A 22,058-nucleotide genomic window follows, 5' to 3' on the forward strand; every position below is an offset into this window, starting at 1 on the left:
TATTATCCTGCGTTATTAGGTATTAAGTTTTTCTGCCCAGCTATCACATGCTTTCTCGATTAACTGATATACCGATTCAAAGGCTTCGTAACTTTTCCGATAAGGGTCTGGGATTTCCTTTATTGACATCCAGTGACCAAGAAGCATAGTCCGCCCCCTAACTTCCGGCGAAATTTTGCCTATTTGTTCTATATGTTCCTGTTCCATAACAAGAATTAAATCATAATTTCTTGACATAGTAGATGAGAACTGTTGCCCCATATGCCCATCAAGATTTAAACCATGATTTTTCGAAACTATGATGGCAGTTTTATCCGCAGCATGCCCAACCAAAGCCCCCGTCCCTGCTGAATCAATTACCTTATCAGGCAGTTTGCATCTTAAAAGTCTCTCAGCAATAGGCGAACGACAAATATTTCCAGTACACACAATAAGAATAGAATTGAACATATTAATTCCAAGTCCTTATAAATCTGCCCGTTTCCGTCATATCATGAATACCGGTAATCGTTGGGACCAGTTGTGATATAACACGATTCCAGCGTACGATTGGAGCTGTTGTTACATAAACAACATCATATGGTTGTAGCTGAAATTCGGTTCCTAATACCATTGCTGAAGCATCTTGAGCATTCAATTGATAGATGTTGGCAATTTTTCCTTGCTTATCAGCTTTCATTTGACGGATAACAAACACCCCCGTAGCATCACTCACCGTTTGAGAAATCCCTTCCGCGCTCCCTAGTGCCTCAGCGAGAGTCATACCGCTACGGTCCATTTTCATGGTGCTTTGCTTGCCTACTTCCCCCATCACAAATACTTTTAAATCATCATTTCGTGGAACAAATAATATATCCCCGGGATATAAGAGATGGTTTTGTGTCAGATCTCCTTTCTGCATTAACGCATACAGTGAAATTTTTGTATCATGCCCATTATGAGTTAATACTACGTTGCGCCAGTCTGCATCAGCAGCTAAACCTCCAGCAGCATTAATTGCATCCATGACTGTTAATGGAATATTAGTTATTGGTTGCTGCCCTGATTTCGTTACCTCACCTGTCACATACGCTTTTTGCGACCGAAATGCTGCGACACTAATATCAACTTGTGGGCTTTCAATATATGTCGTAAGACGGCTAGAAATATCCTGCCGAACTTGACTTAATGTTTTGCCTGCTACCTGAACCCTTCCAATGTATGGATAAAAAATTGTTCCATCAGAATTTACCCAGTTCCCAGTGTCACTGGCACTGCGGTATTGCCCTGCAGGAGTTGTCAACTCTGGATGGTCCCAGACTGTGACCATCAGAACATCACCGACACCGATACGATACTCATAGCTTCTTAGCAAATTATCCAGTTGAGGATTAGGGCGAGCCTGAATTGGGTCCGGGCGCAGTCGTTCAATCAGCCCAGGAGTCATTGGATAAACATTGACTAATTTATCCAGATCATAATCGCTATCCGGTAGTTCGACTACATTCTTACGTAGGCTATTCAACCCTTGTCCTGGAATAATTGTACAAGCCGACAAAAAACCTATTGCCAATGCTAATGCAGAAATTCTAACAATTTTTTTCTTCATAATGTCACATCATCAGTAAACCAAAATTTGCCAATTTCTGAGCTGCTATTCATATGCCAGTTTGTTACTACCTGACTCAGGAAGAGAACATCACTTTCTCTTCGATACTTGCAGCAGTCAGCCTATAAACTAAACGGTATTTCAATCCCTGCACTGGCTCCGACATCATCGCTATCGCTATGGTTCGCGTTGGTATACCATAGCGAAGTATTTAGTCGTACTGTTTTATATACGTCCCCACTCCATCCTAACTGTACGCCTTTCAATGTATCCGAGTGTGGAAACGCCTTATTAATCGATTGATCCTCGGGATTCACTTTGGCGTAAACTAGACGAGTACTCCATCGCTGATTATCTTCAGTCACTAGCTCAACTTTACCAGCGAAAAGTTGACCATCTCCGCCCATCGCATCACCGAGAGGATATCCCTGCTGGTAGTAACCATCGGTATAAATGCGATGGTTATAGCTATAATTTGTACGACTCATATTGCTGCGGGTATCGTGTGCTTCTACATACCAGTTAACCGCATCTTTACCCCACCCGTGATGGCCTTCAACCCCGCCAAGGAACATATTAGCTGAAGGTAAATAGCCAGCCTCATCCTCACCAATCATCTGCCCGTAGAAACTTACCGGCCAGCCCAAGGTAGGCTCAAGCTTGAATTTGAAATCAAACCCCGCCAGCTGGTTACCCGGTTCATTATCGGTACCGGTATTATCCTGCCCGGTGAAGCCATCCCAGAAGCTGCTAAACGACTGCGGCCGCCCCTCCCCCCCCCACTGCATAATGCGTGACGCCCCTAGCTCAAGAGACTGGAACGGAGTAAAGGTCAATCGGCCACCGATGATCTTGGTGTGCGGCACTGCGGTATATTGATCCATCTGGCTGGCGGAGATCTGATACTGCCACGGGCCAATCCAGCGCAGCCACCAGGTTTCCGGTGCGGCCTGCTCGGCACGCTGCATTAAAAATCCAGTCATCGGCCTGGCGGCGTCGCCGCGGATCAGGCTGCCTTCATAGCCAGGACCCCACCACTGCTGGACCTGGCCAAATGACAGCCACTGGTTCCAGAACTTCACGGCGCCATAGGCACCATTCGCATTAAAGCGAGAACCGTTGCTGATACGCTCTCCGCCTTCAACATTTCCCTGGAGATGAACGTCCCACCATTCGCCGCTATTATTGAAGGCCAGCGAGAGCGAGTTATCCGCGGGTTGGCTTTGGCCAAAGCCCTGTGGCGTTCCGGGCTGGTCGGTCGAGGTATAGCCGCTGACGCGAAAATCAGCTTTCAGGGAAGAGAGGCGTTGGTTAATGCGCGCCAGGACAACCTGCTCTGACGAATAGGAAGGCTTGGCCTTCTTCAATGCGCGGGTAATCTCTTCCTGGCTCAGAGGCCAGGTTGAAAGGCTAAGCTGGATAACGCCCCGGTCGGACAGCCATGACAGGTCGTTACGCAGCTCGTTATCATTCGTTACCAGACCAGCGGCAAAAACCGGCGAGCTCACCGAGGTAAGCAGCCCGAGAGCAAGTGCGATACGCGCAATCTTCATCATTATACAAGATCCATTTTTTAGCCCCACCAGCAAACAGACACGGTTGCGGGGAATGTAGGTATTGAGAGCGTACTCTGACGCCAGCCTTCAGTATGTTTGTGCCGCATCTATACTGCAGCAACGATCGCCGGGGCGCGATAGAGTAAATCATCGGTGAAACGTTGCCGCCTCAGCGGATGATAATCGTTCATATCGCATATAATGCAAGCAAAAAACGCGCGTAGCGTTATCAAGAACTATTCTTTGCTGTGTTTAGCCTTGGCTGACATGTTGCTGCAGATCGCACCGGCTATTCTCTGAAAGCGACTCAGTATATACGGGTCGCCAGGATATTCACCTGCCGTGGCAGGTTTTAGGAATTTCGAACGCCTGAAGAAGGCCTTGCGGAAAGGATTCGAGCACTTTCGGAAACGCTACCGCCCTTGGCTTAACAGCTACCAATGCACTGTACTTCCTTTTTAAGCCAAATGACCGACTTCATGTCCGTCGAATAATTAATCACACACTATAATTTTAGCGGCATCAAGTTTACGAGATTCTGCCGTCAAATGGGAGAGTAAATGAAAATTATTCACTCATTAAAACCCACCTACCTGGACGCTAAAACCATACACACGCTTAACATTAAGCTTATTAAGCAGCGTCGTAAAACTTGTAGACTTAACATTCATCGCAGTTGATGAAATCACATAACTTATTGTTTTCAATGAATTTAACCAGCCAGCAATACGAATGAATTCATTCACTATCCGCTCCGGTCAACTACAAAATCTAATAGATTTAGTTTAGTGATTATACTTGACAAACTTAATTTAAAATCAGACGGTAATCTTATCGCTCTATTTAGGAATCATCTCACAAGCATTATAAAAATCATGGATATTGCACAGGATGTAGTAGCAGTTATTTATTTCACGAATATGAATCAGCTCCGCCCACTTACTCAATCTGCAGCTATCATGACGCTAGCGCTATCTCCGTGATATTGAGCGATGCCCGTAAGCCCAACGCATCTCTTTGGCGCAATCAATAAAATTGCTTATGCAGATCCGCGCGGGTAAAGGGCTTTTCCAGCGGGCCAATTTTCACCGCAATCTCACCCAGCAGGGACTGGGTTGGCGCCTTTACGCCAGTGTTAAGCAGCAGTACGGGGATCATAATTACGCTGAACACCCCGCTCCACGAAAGCTGTACATTCCCCGCTCGCGATGTTCGCAATTGCAGCAGGAGGAACAATGCGCTGCCGCTCGCGCCCAGCAGCAGGCCTGCGACCACTTCCGAGGTGGAGTGGGCGTGAATCATTAATCTGGAGTAACCCACCAGCGCCGCCATGGCATAGCCAACGACGACGGCAGCGCGACGCACTCCTGTCGTAGCACGAGAGAAAAGGAGCCATAAAAATATCGGCCAAAATGCGGCTGACAGAGCGGTATGCCCGCTAAACCCGGTGAAATCGATTTCACGAATACCGATGCCCCAGCCCATAAAGGCGAGCTTAGATGCGCTAACGATAGCGCCAGTGATGCCGAACAAGAGTGCCCAGTGGCAGGCCACCTGCCGGGATGGTGCCCGCAGGAACAACACAATCAACAGTACCGCCGCGCTAGGCAGCAGTACGGTGCTATCGCCAAAAAAGGAGACAAATTGCCAGCTCATTTACTTTTCATCCTTTGACGATATCTCCTGTTCATAGCGTTTTTCCACGATGTTTATGTGGGCATGCATATCCATAAACTTCACATTTTTATGCATGCATTACCGTTGTTTAATGCGTAAGTATGATCTCAGTCAAGTTTTATTTTTTTATGTTCGCCGAGACTACGCATTTGTTTTAAGAATAATCTCACTAAGTAACTCTTCATTAAGATTAAATTCTGCTCGTCTGACCATTACGCGATCTTGCCGTTATCCGCGCAGAATCTGATTCACACGACGTATTGCGGATAAATTCATTGAAATGCTTATCTAAAACCGCTAACACTCTGATTATATATGTTTTTTAGATAAAAATTTCTTTCAGGCTAAAGGCTATCTAACCGACTACAGAAGCATCGAGGGATTTACCTTCTTAATTTTGCTTCCGTAGCTCGCTATTTTTTCTGCGTCGCCGTGACGTCGTTAGGCAAGCAGCTTCTTAATGCTTTCGCGGAATTTGTTGCCTTCTTTATGGTTACGCAGTCCGTAATTAACGAATGCCTGCATATAGCCCATTTTCTTACCGCAGTCGTAGCTCTCACCGGTCATCAGCATAGCGTCGACGGACTGCTTTTTCGCCAGCTCTGCGATAGCATCCGTTAACTGAATGCGGCCCCATGCGCCCGGCGCAGCGCGCTCCAGCTCACCCCACACGTCGGCGGAGAGAACGTAACGGCCTACGGCCATCAGGTCGGAGTCGAGGGTCTGCGGCTCATCCGGCTTCTCGATAAACTCCACGATGCGGCCAATCTGCCCTTCCGTTTCCAGCGGTTCACGGGTCTGAATAACCGAATACTCTGACAGATCGCCGGGCATTCTCTTCGCCAGAACCTGGCTGCGCCCCGTTTCATTGAAGCGGGCCACCATCGCCGCAAGGTTGTAGCGCAGCGGATCGGCGCTGGCATCGTCTAATACGATATCCGGCAGCACGACAACAAACGGGTTATCGCCAACAATCGGGCGGGCGCAAAGGATAGAGTGGCCTAAACCAAGCTGCTGTCCCTGACGTACGTTCATAATGGTGACGCCCGGCGGACAAATAGCCTGCACTTCGGCCAGCAGCTGGCGCTTCACGCGCTGTTCAAGCAGCGCTTCCAGCTCGTAGGAGGTATCAAAATGGTTTTCAACTGCATTCTTGGATGAATGGGTAACCAGCACAATTTCCTTGATGCCGGCGGCAACAATTTCGTCAACGATGTACTGAACCATAGGTTTATCGACGATCGGCAGCATCTCTTTGGGGATCGCCTTAGTTGCCGGTAACATATGCATACCTAACCCTGCTACCGGAATAACCGCTTTCAAACTCGCCATTCTCATATCCATCCGTAAGTTATAGATCTTTCTATGCCTGTCAGACCGCATGTATCAACGGCATTTATTGCTGATAATACAGGTTTGCGACCGGCCCGACTTCCCGTCAAATTCTGAATTTACGCGTTTAACCAGAGAATACACTTAAAGTATGATGGCCGACAGGCCGATTTAAGAAAATTCTTATGCCATTTATTTCGTTGGATCGCAAGGCGCGCTCAGCGTGACGGACCCTACTTATCCTGCCATCCCCACCCATAAGATTAATCTATGTGCCAACAAACGCAAAATCACCATAACAATCTGATATATCTTAATATTTTACAATTCAACAGCGCAAAAACCGCCCACTGAATAGCGCTCAGCGTTCCGTTAAAATGAGCGTTAAGGTGAGATATTTTGAAATATTCGCCCTATACCTGACCGGGATACACACCTGCCACTGCCATATAAATCTATAAATATACTTATATATGAACGGATATATCACAAGCCACGCAATCAGGTAGTAGGAAAAACTATTCACCACCATGATACAGCCAAATAGCCGCCTGCTCATCGTACCGCGTGAGCGGTAATCGCGTAACGATAGCCGGCAGTGAGCCGCGATATAACGCCGCTGGCGCTCAGAGTCACAATAAGCCGCCTCCCGGCGGCAATCCTGATTTCAATCACTTATACGTCGGTTAATTCGCATAAATATAAGCCATAACGTTTATATTTTATCCGCTGGAATATTCATCACGATTACTTTTATTTGTCTCCGACCTCAGCGGAGGCGGGGTCTGAGCGGCCGTATACGACATAATTCGAGTTGCAATTTAGCAGTCGCTTATCCATGATCGACGTATGGCACGCTTATGTTGTAAAGGTTTTAACGAATGATGGAATGGATTGCCGACCCCTCAATCTGGGCCGGTCTGGTAACGCTTGTCGTTATTGAACTGGTGCTCGGGATTGATAACCTGGTGTTTATCGCGATTCTTGCCGAAAAGCTTCCTCCCGCTCAGCGCGACCGCGCCCGCGTCATTGGCCTGCTGTTGGCCATGCTGATGCGCCTGCTGCTGCTGGCATCGATATCCTGGCTAGTTACCCTGACGAAGCCGCTGCTGACCTATCATGACCTGAGCTTCAGCGCGCGCGACCTGATCATGCTGTTTGGCGGGCTATTTTTACTGTTTAAGGCCACGGTTGAGCTTAACGAACGCCTCGAAGGCAAGGACAGCGATAATCCCGTTCAACGCAAAGGCGCACGGTTCTGGGGCGTAGTGACGCAGATTGTGGTGCTGGACGCCATCTTCTCGCTCGACTCGGTGATTACCGCGGTCGGTATGGTCGACCATCTGGCGGTGATGATGGCGGCGGTGGTTATCGCCATAAGCCTGATGCTGCTTGCCAGCAAAGCGTTAACCCGCTTTGTTAACAGCCACCCGACTATCGTTATCCTGTGCCTCAGCTTCCTGTTAATGATCGGCTTTAGCCTCATCGCCGAAGGGTTTGGCTTCCCAATCCCGAAAGGTTATCTCTACGCGGCGATCGGCTTCTCGGTGATCATTGAGTCGCTCAACCAGCTGGCGCTGTTCAATCGCCGTCGTTTCCTCTCGGCCAATCTGACGCTGCGCCAGCGCACCACGGAAGCGGTGATGAGCCTGCTGAGCGGGCATAAAGAAAACGCCGAGCTGAATACGGACAGCGCGGCGCTCATTGTCAATCAGCAGGACGGCCCGCTGTTCAACCCCCAGGAGCGGCGGATGATTGAGCGGGTGCTTAACCTCAACCAGCGCACCGTCAGCAGTATTATGACCTCACGCCATGATATCGAGCATATCGATATGAGCGCACCGGAAGCCGAGATCCGCGCGCTGCTGGAGAAAAATCAGCATACCCGGCTGGTGGTCACCGGCGGGGAAGATGACGAAGACCTGCTCGGCGTGGTGCACGTTATCGACCTGCTGCAGCAGTCGCTGCGCAACGAGCCGCTCAACCTGCGCGTTCTGCTGCGCCAGCCGCTGGTGTTCCCCGAAACGCTGCCGCTGCTTCCCGCCCTCGAGCAGTTTCGTCATGCCCGGACCCACTTTGCCTTCGTGGTCGATGAGTTCGGCTCCGTTGAAGGGCTGGTGACGCTCAGCGACGTGATGGAAACTATTGCCGGTAATCTGCCGAATGAGGCGGAAGAGATTGACGCCCGCCACGATATTACCCGGGACCCTGACGGCAGCTGGACGGTCAACGGCCATATGCCGCTCGAAGATTTAGTCCAGTACGTTCCCCTGCCGCTCGATGATAAGCGCGAGTATCACACCATCGCCGGCCTGCTGATGGAATATCTCCAGCATGTGCCTGAAGCCGGGGAAGAGGTTAAGATTGGCGATTACATTCTGCGTACCCTGCAGGTTGAAAGCCACCGGGTGCAGAAGGTGCAGATTATCCCACCGCCGGCGCAGGACGATGAGCTGAGTTACGAAGTATAGGATGATGACGTTCCCCGGTAGCGCAGCGCTCGCCGGGGCTTCGGATTAGCACAGGGCTCCTATCCCGGATAAGCATCGCGCTATCCGGGATACGGGACCTGCCGCGGTCAAAGCTTATCGAGCAGCTTCTTCACGTCTTTGCCGTCCTGGCTGTTCTTGTTGCGTTCAACCCAATCGTTCAGGCGCTGCTTCGCTTCATCCTGCAGCTGCTTACGCAGAATCTGGTCAACCTGCAGGCTGTAGCTTAGCGACTGCCACTTGCCGTAGATTCGCAGCGGAATCGCCGTTTGCTTGAGTCGTTCGATCAGCTTGCCCTCGCCTTTCCAGCCGCCAAGCACGCGGACGTTAAAGCGCATATCGCAATCTTCTTTTAGCAGATTCAGGCTCCCCTGCCCGGTTAGCGCCATCAGCTCGGACTGCCCCTGCATACTCTTGAGCGTCACCTCGCCGCTATCCAGCAGCAGGTCGCTGCTCATGGAATCGAGGCGGGTGGCGTTATCGTAGTTCTCCTGCGTCTGCACGTTGGTGCTGCGCGCAACCGCCTGCTGCACCAGCTGCTGGAAATTGAGCCCTTCGGTGCGGGTATCGCTCATTTGCAGATGCGCCTGCCCCTGCCAGCTGCGGCGGAAGTCGTCGGCATCAATACGCTGGCCGGAAAAATCGCCGGCCAGCGAGAGCTTACCGGTGAGGTTCAACGAGTAGTTAAAGGCATTAAGGATGGTGGCAATCTCGACGTTATCGAGTTTTGGCTGGAACGAAGCCTCAGCGGTATCCTTGCGCGCATCCAGCGTGCCGGGCAGAGAGATAAGTCCGCCGTCGAGCTCGCCCTGCAGCTGATTAATCGTCAGCAGCCCCTGCTGGTTAGTGATATCGCTCTTAACCTGGGTAAAGTTCATTCCCCGCCACTGCAGGCGATCGGCGGTCAACGCCATATGCGCGCTGAAGCCGCGCAGGCTATCGTAATCCTGCTGAATGTCGCTATCGGCAATCACCGGACGCATCTGACGCGGCTGGCTTTGCCCCTGCTGGCTTGCCGCGCTATCGCCGGCGGCCTCGGTGTGCGTCAGCAGGCTGTCGAGGTTCAGCGTACTGGCGTGGAGATTAAGCTTCCAGTCGGCCTGCTCGCCCAGCACCACGCTGGCACTGCCGGAAATCGCGCTGCCGTTAGCCGTCAGATTCAGCTTATCAAAGCCGATCTTTTTCTGATCCTCAAGCCAGCTGGCCTGCAGGCTGCCCTGGCCACTGATGCCGTTAGCCGGCAGCTCGGCGCCGCGCAGCTGCCAGTTAAGCTGGGAAATTTCGGCCTGCAGGGAGTGCGGATAATCGCCGCCCTGCACCTCGGCGGAGAAGGAGAGCGCCAGGTCGCGCTGATCGCGATTGACCCGCCCGGAGAAATCGAGCGTCGCGTGATGATTTTGATCCTGATCCATCTGCAGACGAATATCGCGCACCGTCACCTGCTCGCCGCTTTCGTGCTGGAAGAACAGCACGCTATCGACAACCTTCAGCTGCCGCACGTCATAGGACCAGCCGCTGTCTTCCGACACCTGCGGCAGCGTATTGTCATGCGGAACCACCGGCGCATTCAGATCGCGCACCGCTTCCGTTTTTGGCGTCAGCTGGATAACCGCGCCTTTAAGCATCACCTGCTTAACCTGCAGCTGGTGGGAAATCAGCGGCAGCAGCGCCACGTCGAGGCGCATATTGTCGGCGCGAACCACCGGTTCGGCCGCGCCGGGCGCCGTTAGCGTCATGCGCCCGGACAATATGCTCAGCTGCGGCCAGACGTGCCAGCGCAGCGGGCCATCGAGTTTGAGCTGATAACCGCTACGGTCCGCTACCTTGTGCACCATATAGGCGCGAAAATCATTGGGATTGACCAGCAATACCAATGCGGTAAGCCCGGCGACAACTACCGCCAGTAAGATCATCAGCGTCGTCAGAATTCGTCTCATGGCACCCTCAGCAAGCCGCTTACGTTATCAATCCTTGTCGATTCGACTCGCCACCGCGCCCTGCTGGTCGCGATATTTGGCGTCTTCACGGCGGTTATAGGGACGGGCCGCCGGGCCGGACAGCGGTTCAAAACTCAGCGCGCCGATCGGCATCCCGGGACGCAGCGCCAGCGGCAGCTTGCCGGAGTTAAAGAACTCAAGCACGATGCAGCCCGACCAGCCCGGATCGATGCGGTGGGCGGTCACGTGAACCATCAGCCCCAGGCGCGCCAGCGACGAACGTCCGTCCAGCCAGCCCACCAGATCCGCAGGCAGGGTCACCGACTCAAAGGTAACCGCCAGCGCCAGCTCGCCCGGATGGAGATAGAACGCTTCGCCTTCCGGCAGCACGATCTCTTCGCTCATCACGCGATCCAGCGCCGCGGTCACTTCCGCCTTTGGTCCGCTCAGGTCGATAAACGGCGCCGTGTGGCCGCGAAAGGTGCGGAACTTATTGCCCAGGCGGACATCGACGGTCGCACCATTAATGCGCTCAACGGGTGGACGCGGGCTGATGGATAGCCGGCCCTCATCCAACCAGGCTTCTATATCTCGGTCGCACAGACGCATGAGCTTTCTCCTTTAAGGCATCGCGCCCTCACACCTTCCGGGGATAAGGGCAATATGGGTTCTCTTTGCACGTTACACAATTCGTTAGTGTTATTCAAAGAACTGGCTGATCTTGGCCTTCAGAATATCAATCGCAATGCGGTTCTTGCCGCCGCGAGGCACGATGATGTCGGCATACTGCTTGGAAGGGTCAATAAACTGCAGGAACATCGGACGGACGGTTTTCTGATACTGCGCCATCACCGAATCCATCGAGCGCCCGCGTTCGTTAACGTCGCGCTTAATACGGCGCATCAGGCAGATATCCAGCGGCGTATCGACGAAAATGGAAAAGTTTAATTCATTGCGTAAACGCACGTCGGTCAGGAGTAATATCCCCTCAAGGATAATCACTTTCTTCGGCTCAATATGGATAGTTTCCGGCATCCGCGTGTGCTCAACGTAGCTGTAAACCGGTAATTCAATCGGCTGGCCGCTTTTCAGCATCTGCAGGTGCTGAAACAGCAGGCTATGGTCCATCGAGCTGGGATGGTCATAGTTGGTTTTAACCCGCTCTTCCATCGACAAATGACCTTGATCTTTGTAGTAGCTGTCTTCCGGAATAACGCCGATATGCTCGTCGCCAACCTGCTCGCGCAATTCGCGATAGAGCGTGCTGGCAATAAGACTTTTTCCCGAAGCCGATGCGCCGGCAATACCTATAATGACGCACTGATGAGACGTATCAGTCATAACTTTTTGCGACCTGATTAACCTGGATATATATACACATCATCCTGCAAACTGCCTCGGCGTTAGCTGCGTCGTGCACTTCGGTCGCTGGCCTTAGCCCGCTTCCGGGGGTTCACTTCCCCACCGCCTTGACGCATCTCGAATGATTTTATGTACAGGAAGGGTGACGTTTTAGCGTCAAACGCGGCAATTATAGGGGCTTCAGCGCGGCGATACCAGCGCTAAGCGCCCCGTTAGGCTATTCCGCGACCGGGCTCCACCCCTCGGTGTACCAGATGTGCAACAGCGCATAGGATCGCCACGGCTGCCAGCGGCTGGCATAGCGAGCAATACGCGCCGGGGTCAGGGTGGGGAAGCGCTGCTTAATCAGATAATCATCGGCGAGGAAAATATCCTTCGCCTGCCAGCCGCGCAGGGCGAAATAGCTCGCGGTCCAGCGGCCAATGCCCGGCAGGGTTTGCAGCTGCTTCATTCCCGCCGCAATATCGTTCGGCACCGTCAGCGGGAGCTCGCCGCTGATGGCCGCCTGCGCCAGATGAACCAGCGCTTCGGCGCGCCGCAGCGGCATGCCCAGCGCCTTCAGCGCCAGCGGGTCGGCCAGCGCCAGTTTCTGCGGCGACGGAAAAAGAAAATATCCCGGCGCCTGCGCCAGCGGCTCGCCGAAAGCGGCTACCACCTTCGCCGTCAGCCTGGCCGCCATCGCCACGCTAACCAGCTGCCCGAGCACCGCCCGCACCGCCTGCTCGAAGGGGTCGAGGCAGCCGGGCAGGCGCAGTCCCGGCCGCGGCCGCGCCAGCGGGCCCAGCGCGAGCATAATCTCCTGCGGGTCACAGGCGAGGTCAAACATGCGCGCCACGCAGCGCAGGCACTCATCCGCAACCGGCAGCAGTCCCTCGGAGAGCGTCACCCGCAGCCCCTGCGCGGCATCGTCCGGGGCGATCGTTATCAGCCCGCCGTGCCCCGCTAGGGAGAAGCTGCGGGTGTAGCGCCCTTCGCTAAAGGTTTCGATTCCCTGAACCGCGCGGGCGCCGAGAAAACCGAGTATCCACTCCCCGTCGTAGGGCGGGTGCCAGGGTAATAGCGTCATAGTTTCTCCTGATGAATTGCCTCAATGATAGCCGCTGTGCGGATGCCGTACCTTGCTTTTAAATTCCAGTTGTCGCCGTGGCGGCAATCCGCTAAAGTCGCCCCCCTTCTTCACAGGCATGGGGATTTTCAGGTCATGTTTATTGGTTTTGACTACGGAACCGCCAACTGTTCGGTTGCCGTAATGCGCGACAATACGCCGCAGCTGTTAACGCTGGAAAACGGCAGCAAGCTGCTGCCTTCAATGCTCTCTGCGCCGACCCGTGAAGCGGTCAGCGAGTGGCTCTACCGGCATCATAGCGTCCCGACCAACGGTGATGAAAATCAGGCGCTGCTGCGCCGCGCGATGAACTTTAACCGCGAGGAAGATATCGAGGTTCTCGATAGCAGCGTGCAGTTTGGTCTCGCCTCCCTGCACCAGTACGTCGATGACCCGGAGGAAGTGTACTTCGTCAAGTCGCCGAAATCCTTCCTCGGCGCCAGCGGCCTGAAGCCGCAGCAGGTGGCGCTGTTTGAAGATCTGGTCTGCGCCATGATGGTCCATATTAAGCAGCAGGCGCAAACCCAGCTTTCGGAGACCATCGACCAGGCGGTCATTGGTCGGCCAATTAACTTCCAGGGCCTCGGCGGCGATGAGGCTAACGCCCAGGCGCAGGGGATCCTTGAACGCGCGGCGCAGCGCGCCGGGTTCCGCGACGTGGTGTTTCAGTTTGAGCCGGTTGCCGCGGGGCTGGATTTCGAAGCCACGCTCGGCGCGGAAAAGCGCGTGCTGGTTGTCGATATCGGCGGCGGTACCACCGACTGTTCGCTGCTGCTGATGGGCCCGGAGTGGCGTCAAAAGGCCGATCGCCAGCAGAGCCTGCTGGGGCACAGCGGCTGTCGCGTCGGCGGGAACGATCTTGATATCGCCCTCGCCTTTAAATGCCTGATGCCGCTGCTCGGCATGGGCGGCGAAACCGAAAAAGGGATTGCCCTGCCGGTTCTGCCGTGGTGGAACGCGGTGGCGATTAACGACGTCCCGGCGCAGACGGATTTCTACAGCAGCGCCAACGGCAGGCTGCTCAACGATTTAGTCCGCGATGCCCGCGACGGCGAGAAGGTCGCGCTGCTGACCAAGGTGTGGCGCCAGCGCCTCGGCTATCGCCTGGTACGCGGTGCCGAGGAGAGCAAAATTGCCCTCTCCGCGCAGGATAGCGTCACCGCCGGACTGCCGTTTATCAGCGCCGACCTGGCGACGGCCATCAGCCAGCAGGGACTGGAAGCCGCGCTGAACCAACCGCTGGCGCGGATCATGGAGCAGGTTCAGCTCGCGCTGGACAGCAGCAGCGAAACGCCGGACGTCATCTATCTGACCGGCGGCAGCGCCCGCTCCCCGCTGATTAAGAAAGCGCTGGCGGCCCATCTGCCGGGTATTCCTGTTGCCGGTGGCGATGACTTTGGCTCGGTCACCGCCGGTCTGGCCCGCTGGGCGCAGGTGGTCTTTAGCTAATCCCGCTGCGGGCGGCCGGACTTTCGGCCGCCCCGTCGTCCGTCAATGCTGCGGCATTGCCATCAGGCGATAAGCTCTCCTGCCGCCCGTATCCGCCAACTCGTCGGCAAATAAAAAGATATTCTCAGCCCGCCCGGGCGCCGGGTATCACAAAATACTCTCTCCCATCCTCTTTCATTCGTGATATACCCTATGGCGCAATCCTGGCCACCCGCGCCGCTGGCGCGAGGGTTCCGGCCCGTCATGATAAAGAGAAATGACGAGCTGAAATAAAGCTGGAATATTCTCTGTCGGGTCAGCAAAATGCTTTCGCGTCTGAACCTCTGCACTTTTCCCCGGGATACCGGCGGATTTACGCTGCCGGTTATTCACTGTCGCGCTATTTAAAATACCGTTAATAATGCCGCAAGGGGGCGTGATTGGATCGCGTGTGCGCTATTTTTGCTACGGCTAAGCCGGTAGCCTGGTTCAGGTGCCTTTTATTAGTCTGCTGCGGCGTATTGAGCTATCTCCAGAGCCTGGCGCCGGCCCATGCTGGGTCCCGCCAGCTGGGAATTGATATTCCGGTCTTCTGGTTTGCCGACGCCGACGGCCGGATGACGGTGGATACCTTCGCTTCGCTGCCGGAGAGCGATCTGCAGCCGCTGCACAAAATCCCCTCCTTTGGCTACTCGCGCAAGGCCTGGTGGCTTAAGGCGACCCTGCCGGGATCTTACTTCGCCGGCGAGCCGCGCTGGCTGCAGGTTGGCCCCTCTTTCGTCGACAACCTGACGGTCTTCTACCGCCCGGCTGGCAGCGCTGCGCCCTGGATCCGCAAGACCTTCGGCGACCATGCTCCGGCCAGGGAGAGCGATATCGACTATCGCGAAAGCGTACTGATTTTTCCGCCGCCCCCGGGCCCTGCGGGCTACGAGGTGGTTTTCCATCTCCAGAGCAGCAGCACCCTGATCCTGCTGGCGACCCTCTCCTCCCCCGCGGAGTTTGTCCAGTCGGCCACCATCGATACCGCCTTCTGGAGCTTCTATTTCGGCCTCGCCATTATTGCCAGCGGCATTGCCCTGTGGCTGGCCATCGCGCTGCGCCGTCGCCTGCTGTGGGGGATCTGCCTCTTCTCCCTCAACTACCCGCTGGTTGCGGCGCTGCACGGCTACCCGGAGTGGCTATTCGGCCAGGCGGTGCTGCCCGTTCAGGACTACATGATAAGCTGCCTGTCGCTGCTCAGCTACGCCACCGCCCTGTGGCTGCACGCCGAAGTGTTCGACCTGAAGAAGAATATGCCCAGGCTGTATCGCCTGCTGCTGCTGGCGGTGGGGTTGAACGTCGTGCTGCAGCTGAGCATTCCGCTGGGCTTTTACGGCCTGGCGATGCAGATTGAGGCGGGGATATTCTTTATTGCCTCCCCGGTGCTGCTGACAACCTCCTGGATGCTGTGGCGGCGCAAAGCGATCGACTTAAATACGCTGCTCCTTGGCCTGCTGCCGCCGGTCTACGTCGCCTCGGCGGCGCTGGTATTGCTCTCGATACACGGCATCATTCCCTATCATCAGGCGATCTACTCCGCCTGGCAGTACGCGCTGATCGTCCATATCATCACCGTGCTGATCATCGCCGTGCTGCGGGTGCGCGCGGAAAACCGCCGGCTGCTGCAGAAACAGCAGCTGGCGCGGGAGCTGCGCATCGAGCGCGAGGCCAGCTTTAACCAGCGCCAGTTTATGGGGATGGTGGCGCATGAGTTCAGAACGCCGCTGGCGATTATCCAGGCCGCGCTGGAAAACCTGCGCCTGTGCGCTGCAACCCTGGAGCAGGGGCCCCGGCTGGATCGCATGCAGCGGGCAACCACCCGCCTCGTTCAGCTCACCGATAACTGCCTGGCCGATGCCCGGCTCTCCTCCGAGGCGTTTTCCGTCGATAAACGGGACGCGGCGCTGCTGCCGGTGATTCAGATGGCGGCGACGGTGGTGGACCTCTCGCTGAAGCACAACCTCAAGATCAGGCTCGAGGGCCATCTCGTGGCGCCCGACGCCCCCTCACCGACGCTGTTTATCGATAGCGGGCTGCTGTGCGTTGCCCTGGCCAACCTGTTCGACAATTCGGTGAAGTATGCGCCCTGCGGCGAAATCGGCATCGATATCGCGCAAAAAGAGCGGCACATAGAGATAAGGATCCGCGACATGGGCCCGGGCATAGCCGCCGAAGCGATCGAGCTGATTTTTGAGCGCTACCGACGCGGCGAAACCCACGGCGCGTCTCCGGCCGGTACCGGCCTCGGGCTGTACGTCGCCAGGCAAATTGTCCAGGCCCACGGCGGCGATTTATGGCTGGCGGCGAACACGCCGACCGGCTGCGAATTTGCGTTAACGCTTCCCCTGACAGAACAGCAGAAGGCCAGGTTATGACATTACGCGTGGCTATCATTGAAGATAGCGCTGATTTACTCGATGAACTGCAGGCTTTTCTCCGCCACCGCGGGTTTGCGGCCTGGGGCGTACGCAGCGCCGAAGCGTTCTGGCGACAGCTGCACGCCGATCCGGTTGATATTGTACTAATCGATATCGGGCTACCGGGCGAGGATGGCTTCAGCGTGCTGGAGTATCTGCATCAGATCGGCCAGTTTGGCCTGATCGTCATTACCGCCCGAGGCCACCAGCAGGACAAGCTGCAGGCGTTAAGCCTCGGCGCGGACTTCTACCTGATTAAGCCGGTTAACTTTTCCGACCTCGCGGCCACCATCCATGCGCTGGGCGCGCGGCTGAAGGAGCAACAGGCGGTGACGCCGGCGCCGCCGGCGCGAGTCGCCGATCCGGCGGTCTCCTCCCCGTGGACGCTGCAGGCCGAGCGGCTGGTGGCGCCGTCGGGGCTGATCCTTCCGCTGACGCAGCAGGAGTACCGGCTGATGGAGATCCTGATGCGCAACCGCAATGAAGTGTGCAGCAAGGTCGATCTGCACGCCTGGCTCTTTACCGGCGAAGGCGAACCCGAGCTGCACCGCATCGACGTGGTCATCAGCCGGCTGCGGCATAAGGCGCGCCTGCACGGTATCAGCCTGCCCATCCGCGCCATTTTCGGCAAAGGCCTGGCGTTTCTTTCCTGAGGATCGGTGGGCCACCCCCCTTTCCGCGCCGTCGTCATTACCGGTACGTTATTCATTTTGCTGTAGTTGTTATTTTTTCTCACTTTTTGAGAGAAATGAGAGAAATGAGACTGACGCCCCGATTAGGAATTTTCTTACACTGATTTTGCGCCATCAAGCGCGGGCTGCCGGTGTCCCCTCTTTAGCGAACGGTCTGACAGGCACAGTTCGTGATACCGACCGCCGGGTAAATATAATGATAACGCCGCCCTGCCTGACTTAGCCGGTGCATTAACCGCGACCCAGCAGGCAGGGTAGAGCAAAATTCACGCTTAGCTATTTTTTAGCACTATACACAATATTATTAGCGCCAGCTCCGGCAGGCTCTGAGAGAAAGGAAATTCATCATGAACATGCAAACGGGGTTCGCCCTGCTGCTGTGCGTATTTTGTCTATGTATTTCGGTCTACAGCCTGGTGTCCTATCTGAAGGACCGAAAAAAACAGAAGATTCCGTTTACCTACGGGCGTAAGAAATAACGCCTGGCGGATTTCTGGCAAGAAGAAAAATAATGCGCCCAATAATAACCGGCAGCGGTAATAAGCCGATGCGCAGCCTTTTTCTGCATAACACACAGCAACCATCGCCTACGCCGGAGGTCCGGTCGCGCAATGGCGTCACGTTGACTTATAAAGGAAGTCACGCCATGAAAACAATTAATATTGCGCTTAACACCCGCAGCGCCTTTATCCGCGATGCGCTGGTTTACATAGTGAATGAGCTCACCCGGGATCGCCCCGGCGTCCGGGTGAACTTCTCCGTGCGCAGAGATACCCTGGCGCACGAGGACATCATTTTCGCCGACCTTCTGCCGGGGGAAATTCACCTGTGCAATACGCTGATAAAAAATCGCAAGCCCGGCAGCTCGGTCATTATCCTGCATAGCTACGATGCCCTCCCGGAGCCGGACTGCATCGTCAACTGCCTGAGGGACGTTATCTTTTTCGCCATCAAATCGGCCAGCGTGGCGCAGATGCGGGCGATTATCGAAAAGGCGCTAAAGAGCGCTGAAAATCCGCCGATTAAATTATTTAAGGACCCCGGGTTAATCTGCAACCACTGCCCGCACCAAACGCTATCGCGTTCGCAGGTCGCGGTGGCCCACGGTCTTATTCATGGGTTTGATATCGGTAAAATATCCGCCATCAATAAGGTGAGTATCAAAACGACCACCTACCATAAAAGTAAAATCATGGAAAAATACCGTCTTAATAACAACCATGACTTTTTTCAGTTTATGAATTTACTTAGAGAAAGAGGATAGCCTGCGTCATCGCCGGGGAATATTTGCGGCCCAGGGTTTAAATTTAGGAATTTATGGGGTTGCGCAGGGAGGCAATTCCTAAAAAAAAGCACCGTGCGGAAAAATAGCTTCTCATGCCCGCCAGACAGCGGATAACATCAGCGCATCTCCGGTATAAAGACGCTTCACCGCGTGGTTATACAATAATAACAACGTATTTAGCGGGGAATTATTACTTCGTCACATCGCCCCTTGCGTGCCTGTTAGGGGCATCTTTTTATCTCGCCGCTCCCTCGCGCCGGAAGAAATACGCGCTCCGGCAAGAGCGCATATGCCATCGTCAGGCCTGAACGCCCTGAGGCTCCGCCTCCGGCACCTCTTCCTGCAGCTGACCCTCATTTTTTGACAGCATCGCCGTCGCAATACCGTTGCCCAGCACGTTAATAGCGGAGCGCCCCATATCGAGGAAATGATCGATCCCCATCAGCAGCAAAATCCCGGCGACCGGAATATTGAAGCTGGGGATCGTCGCGGCCAGCACCACCAGCGCCGAACGCGGCACCCCGGCAATCCCCTTCGAGGCCAGCATCAGCGTCAGCATCATCACCGTAATTTCGCTGAAGCTGAGGTGGATATTATACGCCTGAGCGATAAACAGGGAGGCAAAGGAGCAGTAGACCATCGAACCAACCAGGTTAAAGGAGTAGCCGATGGGCAAAACGAAGGAGACGATATTGCGCGAGCAGCCGAAGCTGACCAGCCGCTCCAGCGTCTTCGGATAGGCCGCTTCCGAGCTGCTGGTGGTAAAGGCGACCAGCACCGGATCTTTCAGCATATTGAGCAGGCGGAAGACCTCTTTTTTCAGCACCATATAGCCCACCGCCACCAGCACTGCGCTGGTGAGCAGTACCGCAACGTAGTAGCCGCCGATAAACGAGGCGTAGTTCAGCAGAATGCCCAGCCCCTGGGAGGCGATAACCGAGGAGATAGCGGCAAAAATCGCCAGCGGAGCCACGTACATCACGTACCCGGTGACCTTGAGCATAATGTGGGAGACCACGTTCAGCGCGGCCACCAGCGGGGCGTTAAATTTCTCCCCCAGCGATGCCCCGGCGATGCCAAAGAACATCGAGAAGACCACGATCTGCAGAATTTCGTTACTGGCCATCGCTTCGGTGATGCTGGTCGGAATGGTATGCGACAGGAACCCTTTCAGGCTCATCCCGCTGACCGCCAGCCCGGTGTCCACGGACTCTTTGGGGATCGCCAGATTCAGGCCGTTGCCCGGATGCCAGAGGGTGACGACCACTAATCCCACCAGAATGGAGAGGATCGAGGAGGTGACAAACCACACCATCGCCTTACCGCCTACGCGGCCGATAGTGGCGGTTTCGCCCAGCCGCATGATGCCGACGGTCAGGGTACTGAAGACCAACGGCGCAATCACCATCTTGATCAGGCGTAAAAACATATCGGTGAAGAGCGTGATGTTATCCGACCATGCCGCGATGGCGGTCGGGAAGGCCCAGGCGTGAATTGCCGCGCCGGAAATTATCCCCATCAGCATGAAGATAACGATGAAGAGCGTGAGTTTGTTTGCACTGGCCACTAAAATTACCCCTGATTTATTTAAGGAATTGTTTTCAAAGCGCATGTCTTTTTTTATTGGAGCGCTTTAAAACATTCACCGTATAAATTGAATAAAAGCCGCTATGGTTACAACTATTTTTTAGTTTCTTAACGAAATAGTTGATATGACAGTTGATGTACATCAAGCCACACCCGGTTGTGGCGCAGTCCGTATGGGCCTTGCCGAGGGAGTTCCGGAGGTGCTGGCAAGCGCAGAGACCTTTATGAACAGCCCATTCCTTCCATTGCCAGACCGCTGCCGAACCGTTTTCGTTACGCTGCCGATAGCAGGTACCGGCCCGTAAACCGATCGTGTCGCCCCGCGGACTGCTTAGCCGTATCGCGCTGCGCCAGGCGTCTAAAGCTCGCCAGAAATCTTCAGTAACGCTATAAGATTAGAGGATATGAAATAATTTTATCTATTCCATAATATTCCGACTTAAGATAAATACGGCCCAATAAAAACCAGAGCCATTATCCTTCACATAAAGACCCTCCATCTTAAAGCGCAATAACCGAATCATATTGTTATTATGTCAACAATCATAGTATGTAGCGTGCGAATTTATAATATTCACACTCTAAACATATCATCAGCACAGCATTAGCTGTGCGAATAATATGAGGCAGGTCAAGCATTATGTTTTTTATATTCTCACCACGCATACATCACTAATATACATAAAATCATACACAATGCTCCTTTCACAATCTGGGTTTTGACAGCAGAAAAATAAAGTGGTAATTATTAAAAATAGCATAAATAAAAAAACATGCTCACGCAGCGATAAACGAATGGACAACATTTTATTTTGTGGCCTGCGCTATCTGCAAACATTTTCTACATGAATGAGTAGAGAAAACGATGTTCCCGAACGCCGGATAACAGAGGGAGCAAATGAATAAGTGGAGCAGTAATCAGATGAAAGAATTATTTGTATTGTTTATGAAGTCGTTTTTTGTTTTTTATATCACCCAACTCATTTCCGGTAGCGGAGTGACAGGTAAAACAGTGTTTTATTCTTTATTTGGCGCAGCTATATGGGTGTTGTTATTAAAAATATTCCCGAACTTAACTAACAAGGAGTGACCAATGAGAGCGTTAACGAAAGAAGAAGTAAAAATAATTTCCGGTGGAGGAGTGGATCGTGAAGCAGTAGTTGCTGTAGGCAATATCGCGGGTGGATTACTCGGGAATTTTAGCCGAGTACCAAATGGGGGACTGTATGGCTCAACTGCAGGTAGCTATATTGCAGGTAAAGGTTACGATGCAATAGCCAACTCGCCAACAATTACCATCCCAAACATTAATATAAACCCAATTACCCAAGGGATCCCGTCATACATCTCGCGTCCGGGAATGCATAGCTCTATATATACGAATGCAAATTAAGTAGCGTCAGGGGTATTATACCATACCCCTTTTTTATACAAAGCGGTTACCGTCCCACACATATTTACTTACACATGAAATAAGAGTATCAATATTTTCCCTGGCGGAGAAAGTGGCAATGATGTTCCCTACGAAGGTAACATCCCTGGTGATGAAGTACGCATCACC

Annotated in this window: 17 protein-coding genes; 7 read left to right on the forward strand and 10 right to left on the reverse strand. The window is 53.9% G+C overall.

Annotated features, from left to right (window positions below):
* Positions 1 to 15: 15 nt before the first annotated feature.
* The 5 genes from EDF75_RS10070 to galF form a co-directional block, all read right to left on the reverse strand.
* Positions 16 to 450, reverse strand: coding sequence for an arsenate reductase/protein-tyrosine-phosphatase family protein (locus EDF75_RS10070; RefSeq protein WP_133598966.1), 435 nt, complete (start codon positions 448 to 450; stop codon positions 16 to 18).
* Position 451: 1 nt separating this feature from the next.
* Positions 452 to 1,588: a polysaccharide export protein gene (locus EDF75_RS10075; RefSeq protein ID WP_133598968.1), complete on the reverse strand. Its 1,137-nt coding sequence runs from the start codon at positions 1,586 to 1,588 to the stop codon at positions 452 to 454.
* Positions 1,589 to 1,710: 122 nt separating this feature from the next.
* Positions 1,711 to 3,144, reverse strand: coding sequence for a capsule assembly Wzi family protein (locus EDF75_RS10080; RefSeq protein WP_133598970.1), 1,434 nt, complete (start codon positions 3,142 to 3,144; stop codon positions 1,711 to 1,713).
* A 1,026-nt stretch (positions 3,145 to 4,170) separates the two neighbouring features.
* Positions 4,171 to 4,800, reverse strand: coding sequence for a phosphatase PAP2 family protein (locus EDF75_RS10085; protein ID WP_133598972.1), 630 nt, complete (start codon positions 4,798 to 4,800; stop codon positions 4,171 to 4,173).
* A 462-nt stretch (positions 4,801 to 5,262) separates the two neighbouring features.
* Positions 5,263 to 6,159, reverse strand: a complete 897-nt coding sequence (gene galF, locus EDF75_RS10090; protein ID WP_463671425.1) for a UTP--glucose-1-phosphate uridylyltransferase GalF — start codon at positions 6,157 to 6,159, stop codon at positions 5,263 to 5,265.
* 878 nt (positions 6,160 to 7,037) lie between these two features.
* Between galF and EDF75_RS10095 the strand changes: the two genes are divergently transcribed.
* Positions 7,038 to 8,624: a TerC family protein gene (locus EDF75_RS10095; RefSeq protein ID WP_133599443.1), complete on the forward strand. Its 1,587-nt coding sequence runs from the start codon at positions 7,038 to 7,040 to the stop codon at positions 8,622 to 8,624.
* Positions 8,625 to 8,731: 107 nt separating this feature from the next.
* Here EDF75_RS10095 and asmA read toward each other — a convergent pair whose 3' ends face one another.
* The 4 genes from asmA to alkA all read right to left on the reverse strand — a co-directional run bounded on the left by asmA (position 8,732) and on the right by alkA (position 13,007).
* The gene (gene asmA / locus EDF75_RS10100; RefSeq protein WP_133598976.1) at positions 8,732 to 10,579 is read right to left on the reverse strand and encodes an outer membrane assembly protein AsmA; all 1,848 of its coding nucleotides are present in this window, start codon (positions 10,577 to 10,579) and stop codon (positions 8,732 to 8,734) included.
* 27 nt (positions 10,580 to 10,606) lie between these two features.
* On the reverse strand, positions 10,607 to 11,188 hold the full coding sequence (dcd, locus tag EDF75_RS10105; protein ID WP_133598978.1) for a dCTP deaminase: 582 nt from the start codon (positions 11,186 to 11,188) through the stop codon (positions 10,607 to 10,609).
* 90 nt (positions 11,189 to 11,278) lie between these two features.
* Positions 11,279 to 11,920 carry a uridine kinase gene (gene udk / locus EDF75_RS10110; RefSeq protein ID WP_041146397.1) on the reverse strand — a complete coding sequence of 214 codons (642 nt, stop codon included), beginning with the start codon at positions 11,918 to 11,920 and terminating at the stop codon, positions 11,279 to 11,281.
* 238 nt (positions 11,921 to 12,158) lie between these two features.
* Positions 12,159 to 13,007 carry a DNA-3-methyladenine glycosylase 2 gene (gene alkA / locus EDF75_RS10115; RefSeq protein ID WP_133598980.1) on the reverse strand — a complete coding sequence of 283 codons (849 nt, stop codon included), beginning with the start codon at positions 13,005 to 13,007 and terminating at the stop codon, positions 12,159 to 12,161.
* A 135-nt stretch (positions 13,008 to 13,142) separates the two neighbouring features.
* Here alkA and yegD point away from each other — a divergent pair, with 135 nt between their 5' ends.
* The 5 genes from yegD to EDF75_RS10135 all read left to right on the forward strand — a co-directional run bounded on the left by yegD (position 13,143) and on the right by EDF75_RS10135 (position 18,889).
* Positions 13,143 to 14,495, forward strand: a complete 1,353-nt coding sequence (gene yegD, locus EDF75_RS10120) for a molecular chaperone (protein ID WP_045855748.1) — start codon at positions 13,143 to 13,145, stop codon at positions 14,493 to 14,495.
* A 500-nt stretch (positions 14,496 to 14,995) separates the two neighbouring features.
* Complete coding sequence (locus tag EDF75_RS10125) at positions 14,996 to 16,891, forward strand: sensor histidine kinase (RefSeq protein WP_243733529.1); 1,896 nt, start codon at positions 14,996 to 14,998, stop codon at positions 16,889 to 16,891.
* On the forward strand, positions 16,888 to 17,586 hold the full coding sequence (locus tag EDF75_RS10130; RefSeq protein ID WP_133598982.1) for a response regulator transcription factor: 699 nt from the start codon (positions 16,888 to 16,890) through the stop codon (positions 17,584 to 17,586). Before EDF75_RS10125 ends, EDF75_RS10130 begins: the two co-directional genes overlap by 4 nt.
* Before the next feature lie 386 nt (positions 17,587 to 17,972).
* Complete coding sequence (locus EDF75_RS27065) at positions 17,973 to 18,104, forward strand: small membrane protein (protein WP_159237834.1); 132 nt, start codon at positions 17,973 to 17,975, stop codon at positions 18,102 to 18,104.
* Positions 18,105 to 18,271: 167 nt separating this feature from the next.
* On the forward strand, positions 18,272 to 18,889 hold the full coding sequence (locus EDF75_RS10135) for a helix-turn-helix domain-containing protein (protein ID WP_133598984.1): 618 nt from the start codon (positions 18,272 to 18,274) through the stop codon (positions 18,887 to 18,889).
* A gap of 319 nt (positions 18,890 to 19,208) precedes the next feature.
* Here EDF75_RS10135 and EDF75_RS10140 read toward each other — a convergent pair whose 3' ends face one another.
* A complete protein-coding gene (locus tag EDF75_RS10140; RefSeq protein ID WP_133598986.1) occupies positions 19,209 to 20,477 on the reverse strand; it encodes a dicarboxylate/amino acid:cation symporter in 1,269 nt (422 codons plus the stop codon).
* A gap of 1,113 nt (positions 20,478 to 21,590) precedes the next feature.
* Here EDF75_RS10140 and EDF75_RS10145 point away from each other — a divergent pair.
* Positions 21,591 to 21,890 carry a hypothetical protein gene (locus tag EDF75_RS10145; protein ID WP_133598988.1) on the forward strand — a complete coding sequence of 100 codons (300 nt, stop codon included), beginning with the start codon at positions 21,591 to 21,593 and terminating at the stop codon, positions 21,888 to 21,890.
* The last annotated feature ends 168 nt before the right edge of the window (positions 21,891 to 22,058 follow it).

This window comes from Klebsiella sp. BIGb0149, from assembly GCF_004362605.1.
In the GTDB taxonomy this organism is placed as follows: domain Bacteria; phylum Pseudomonadota; class Gammaproteobacteria; order Enterobacterales; family Enterobacteriaceae; genus Klebsiella; species Klebsiella terrigena.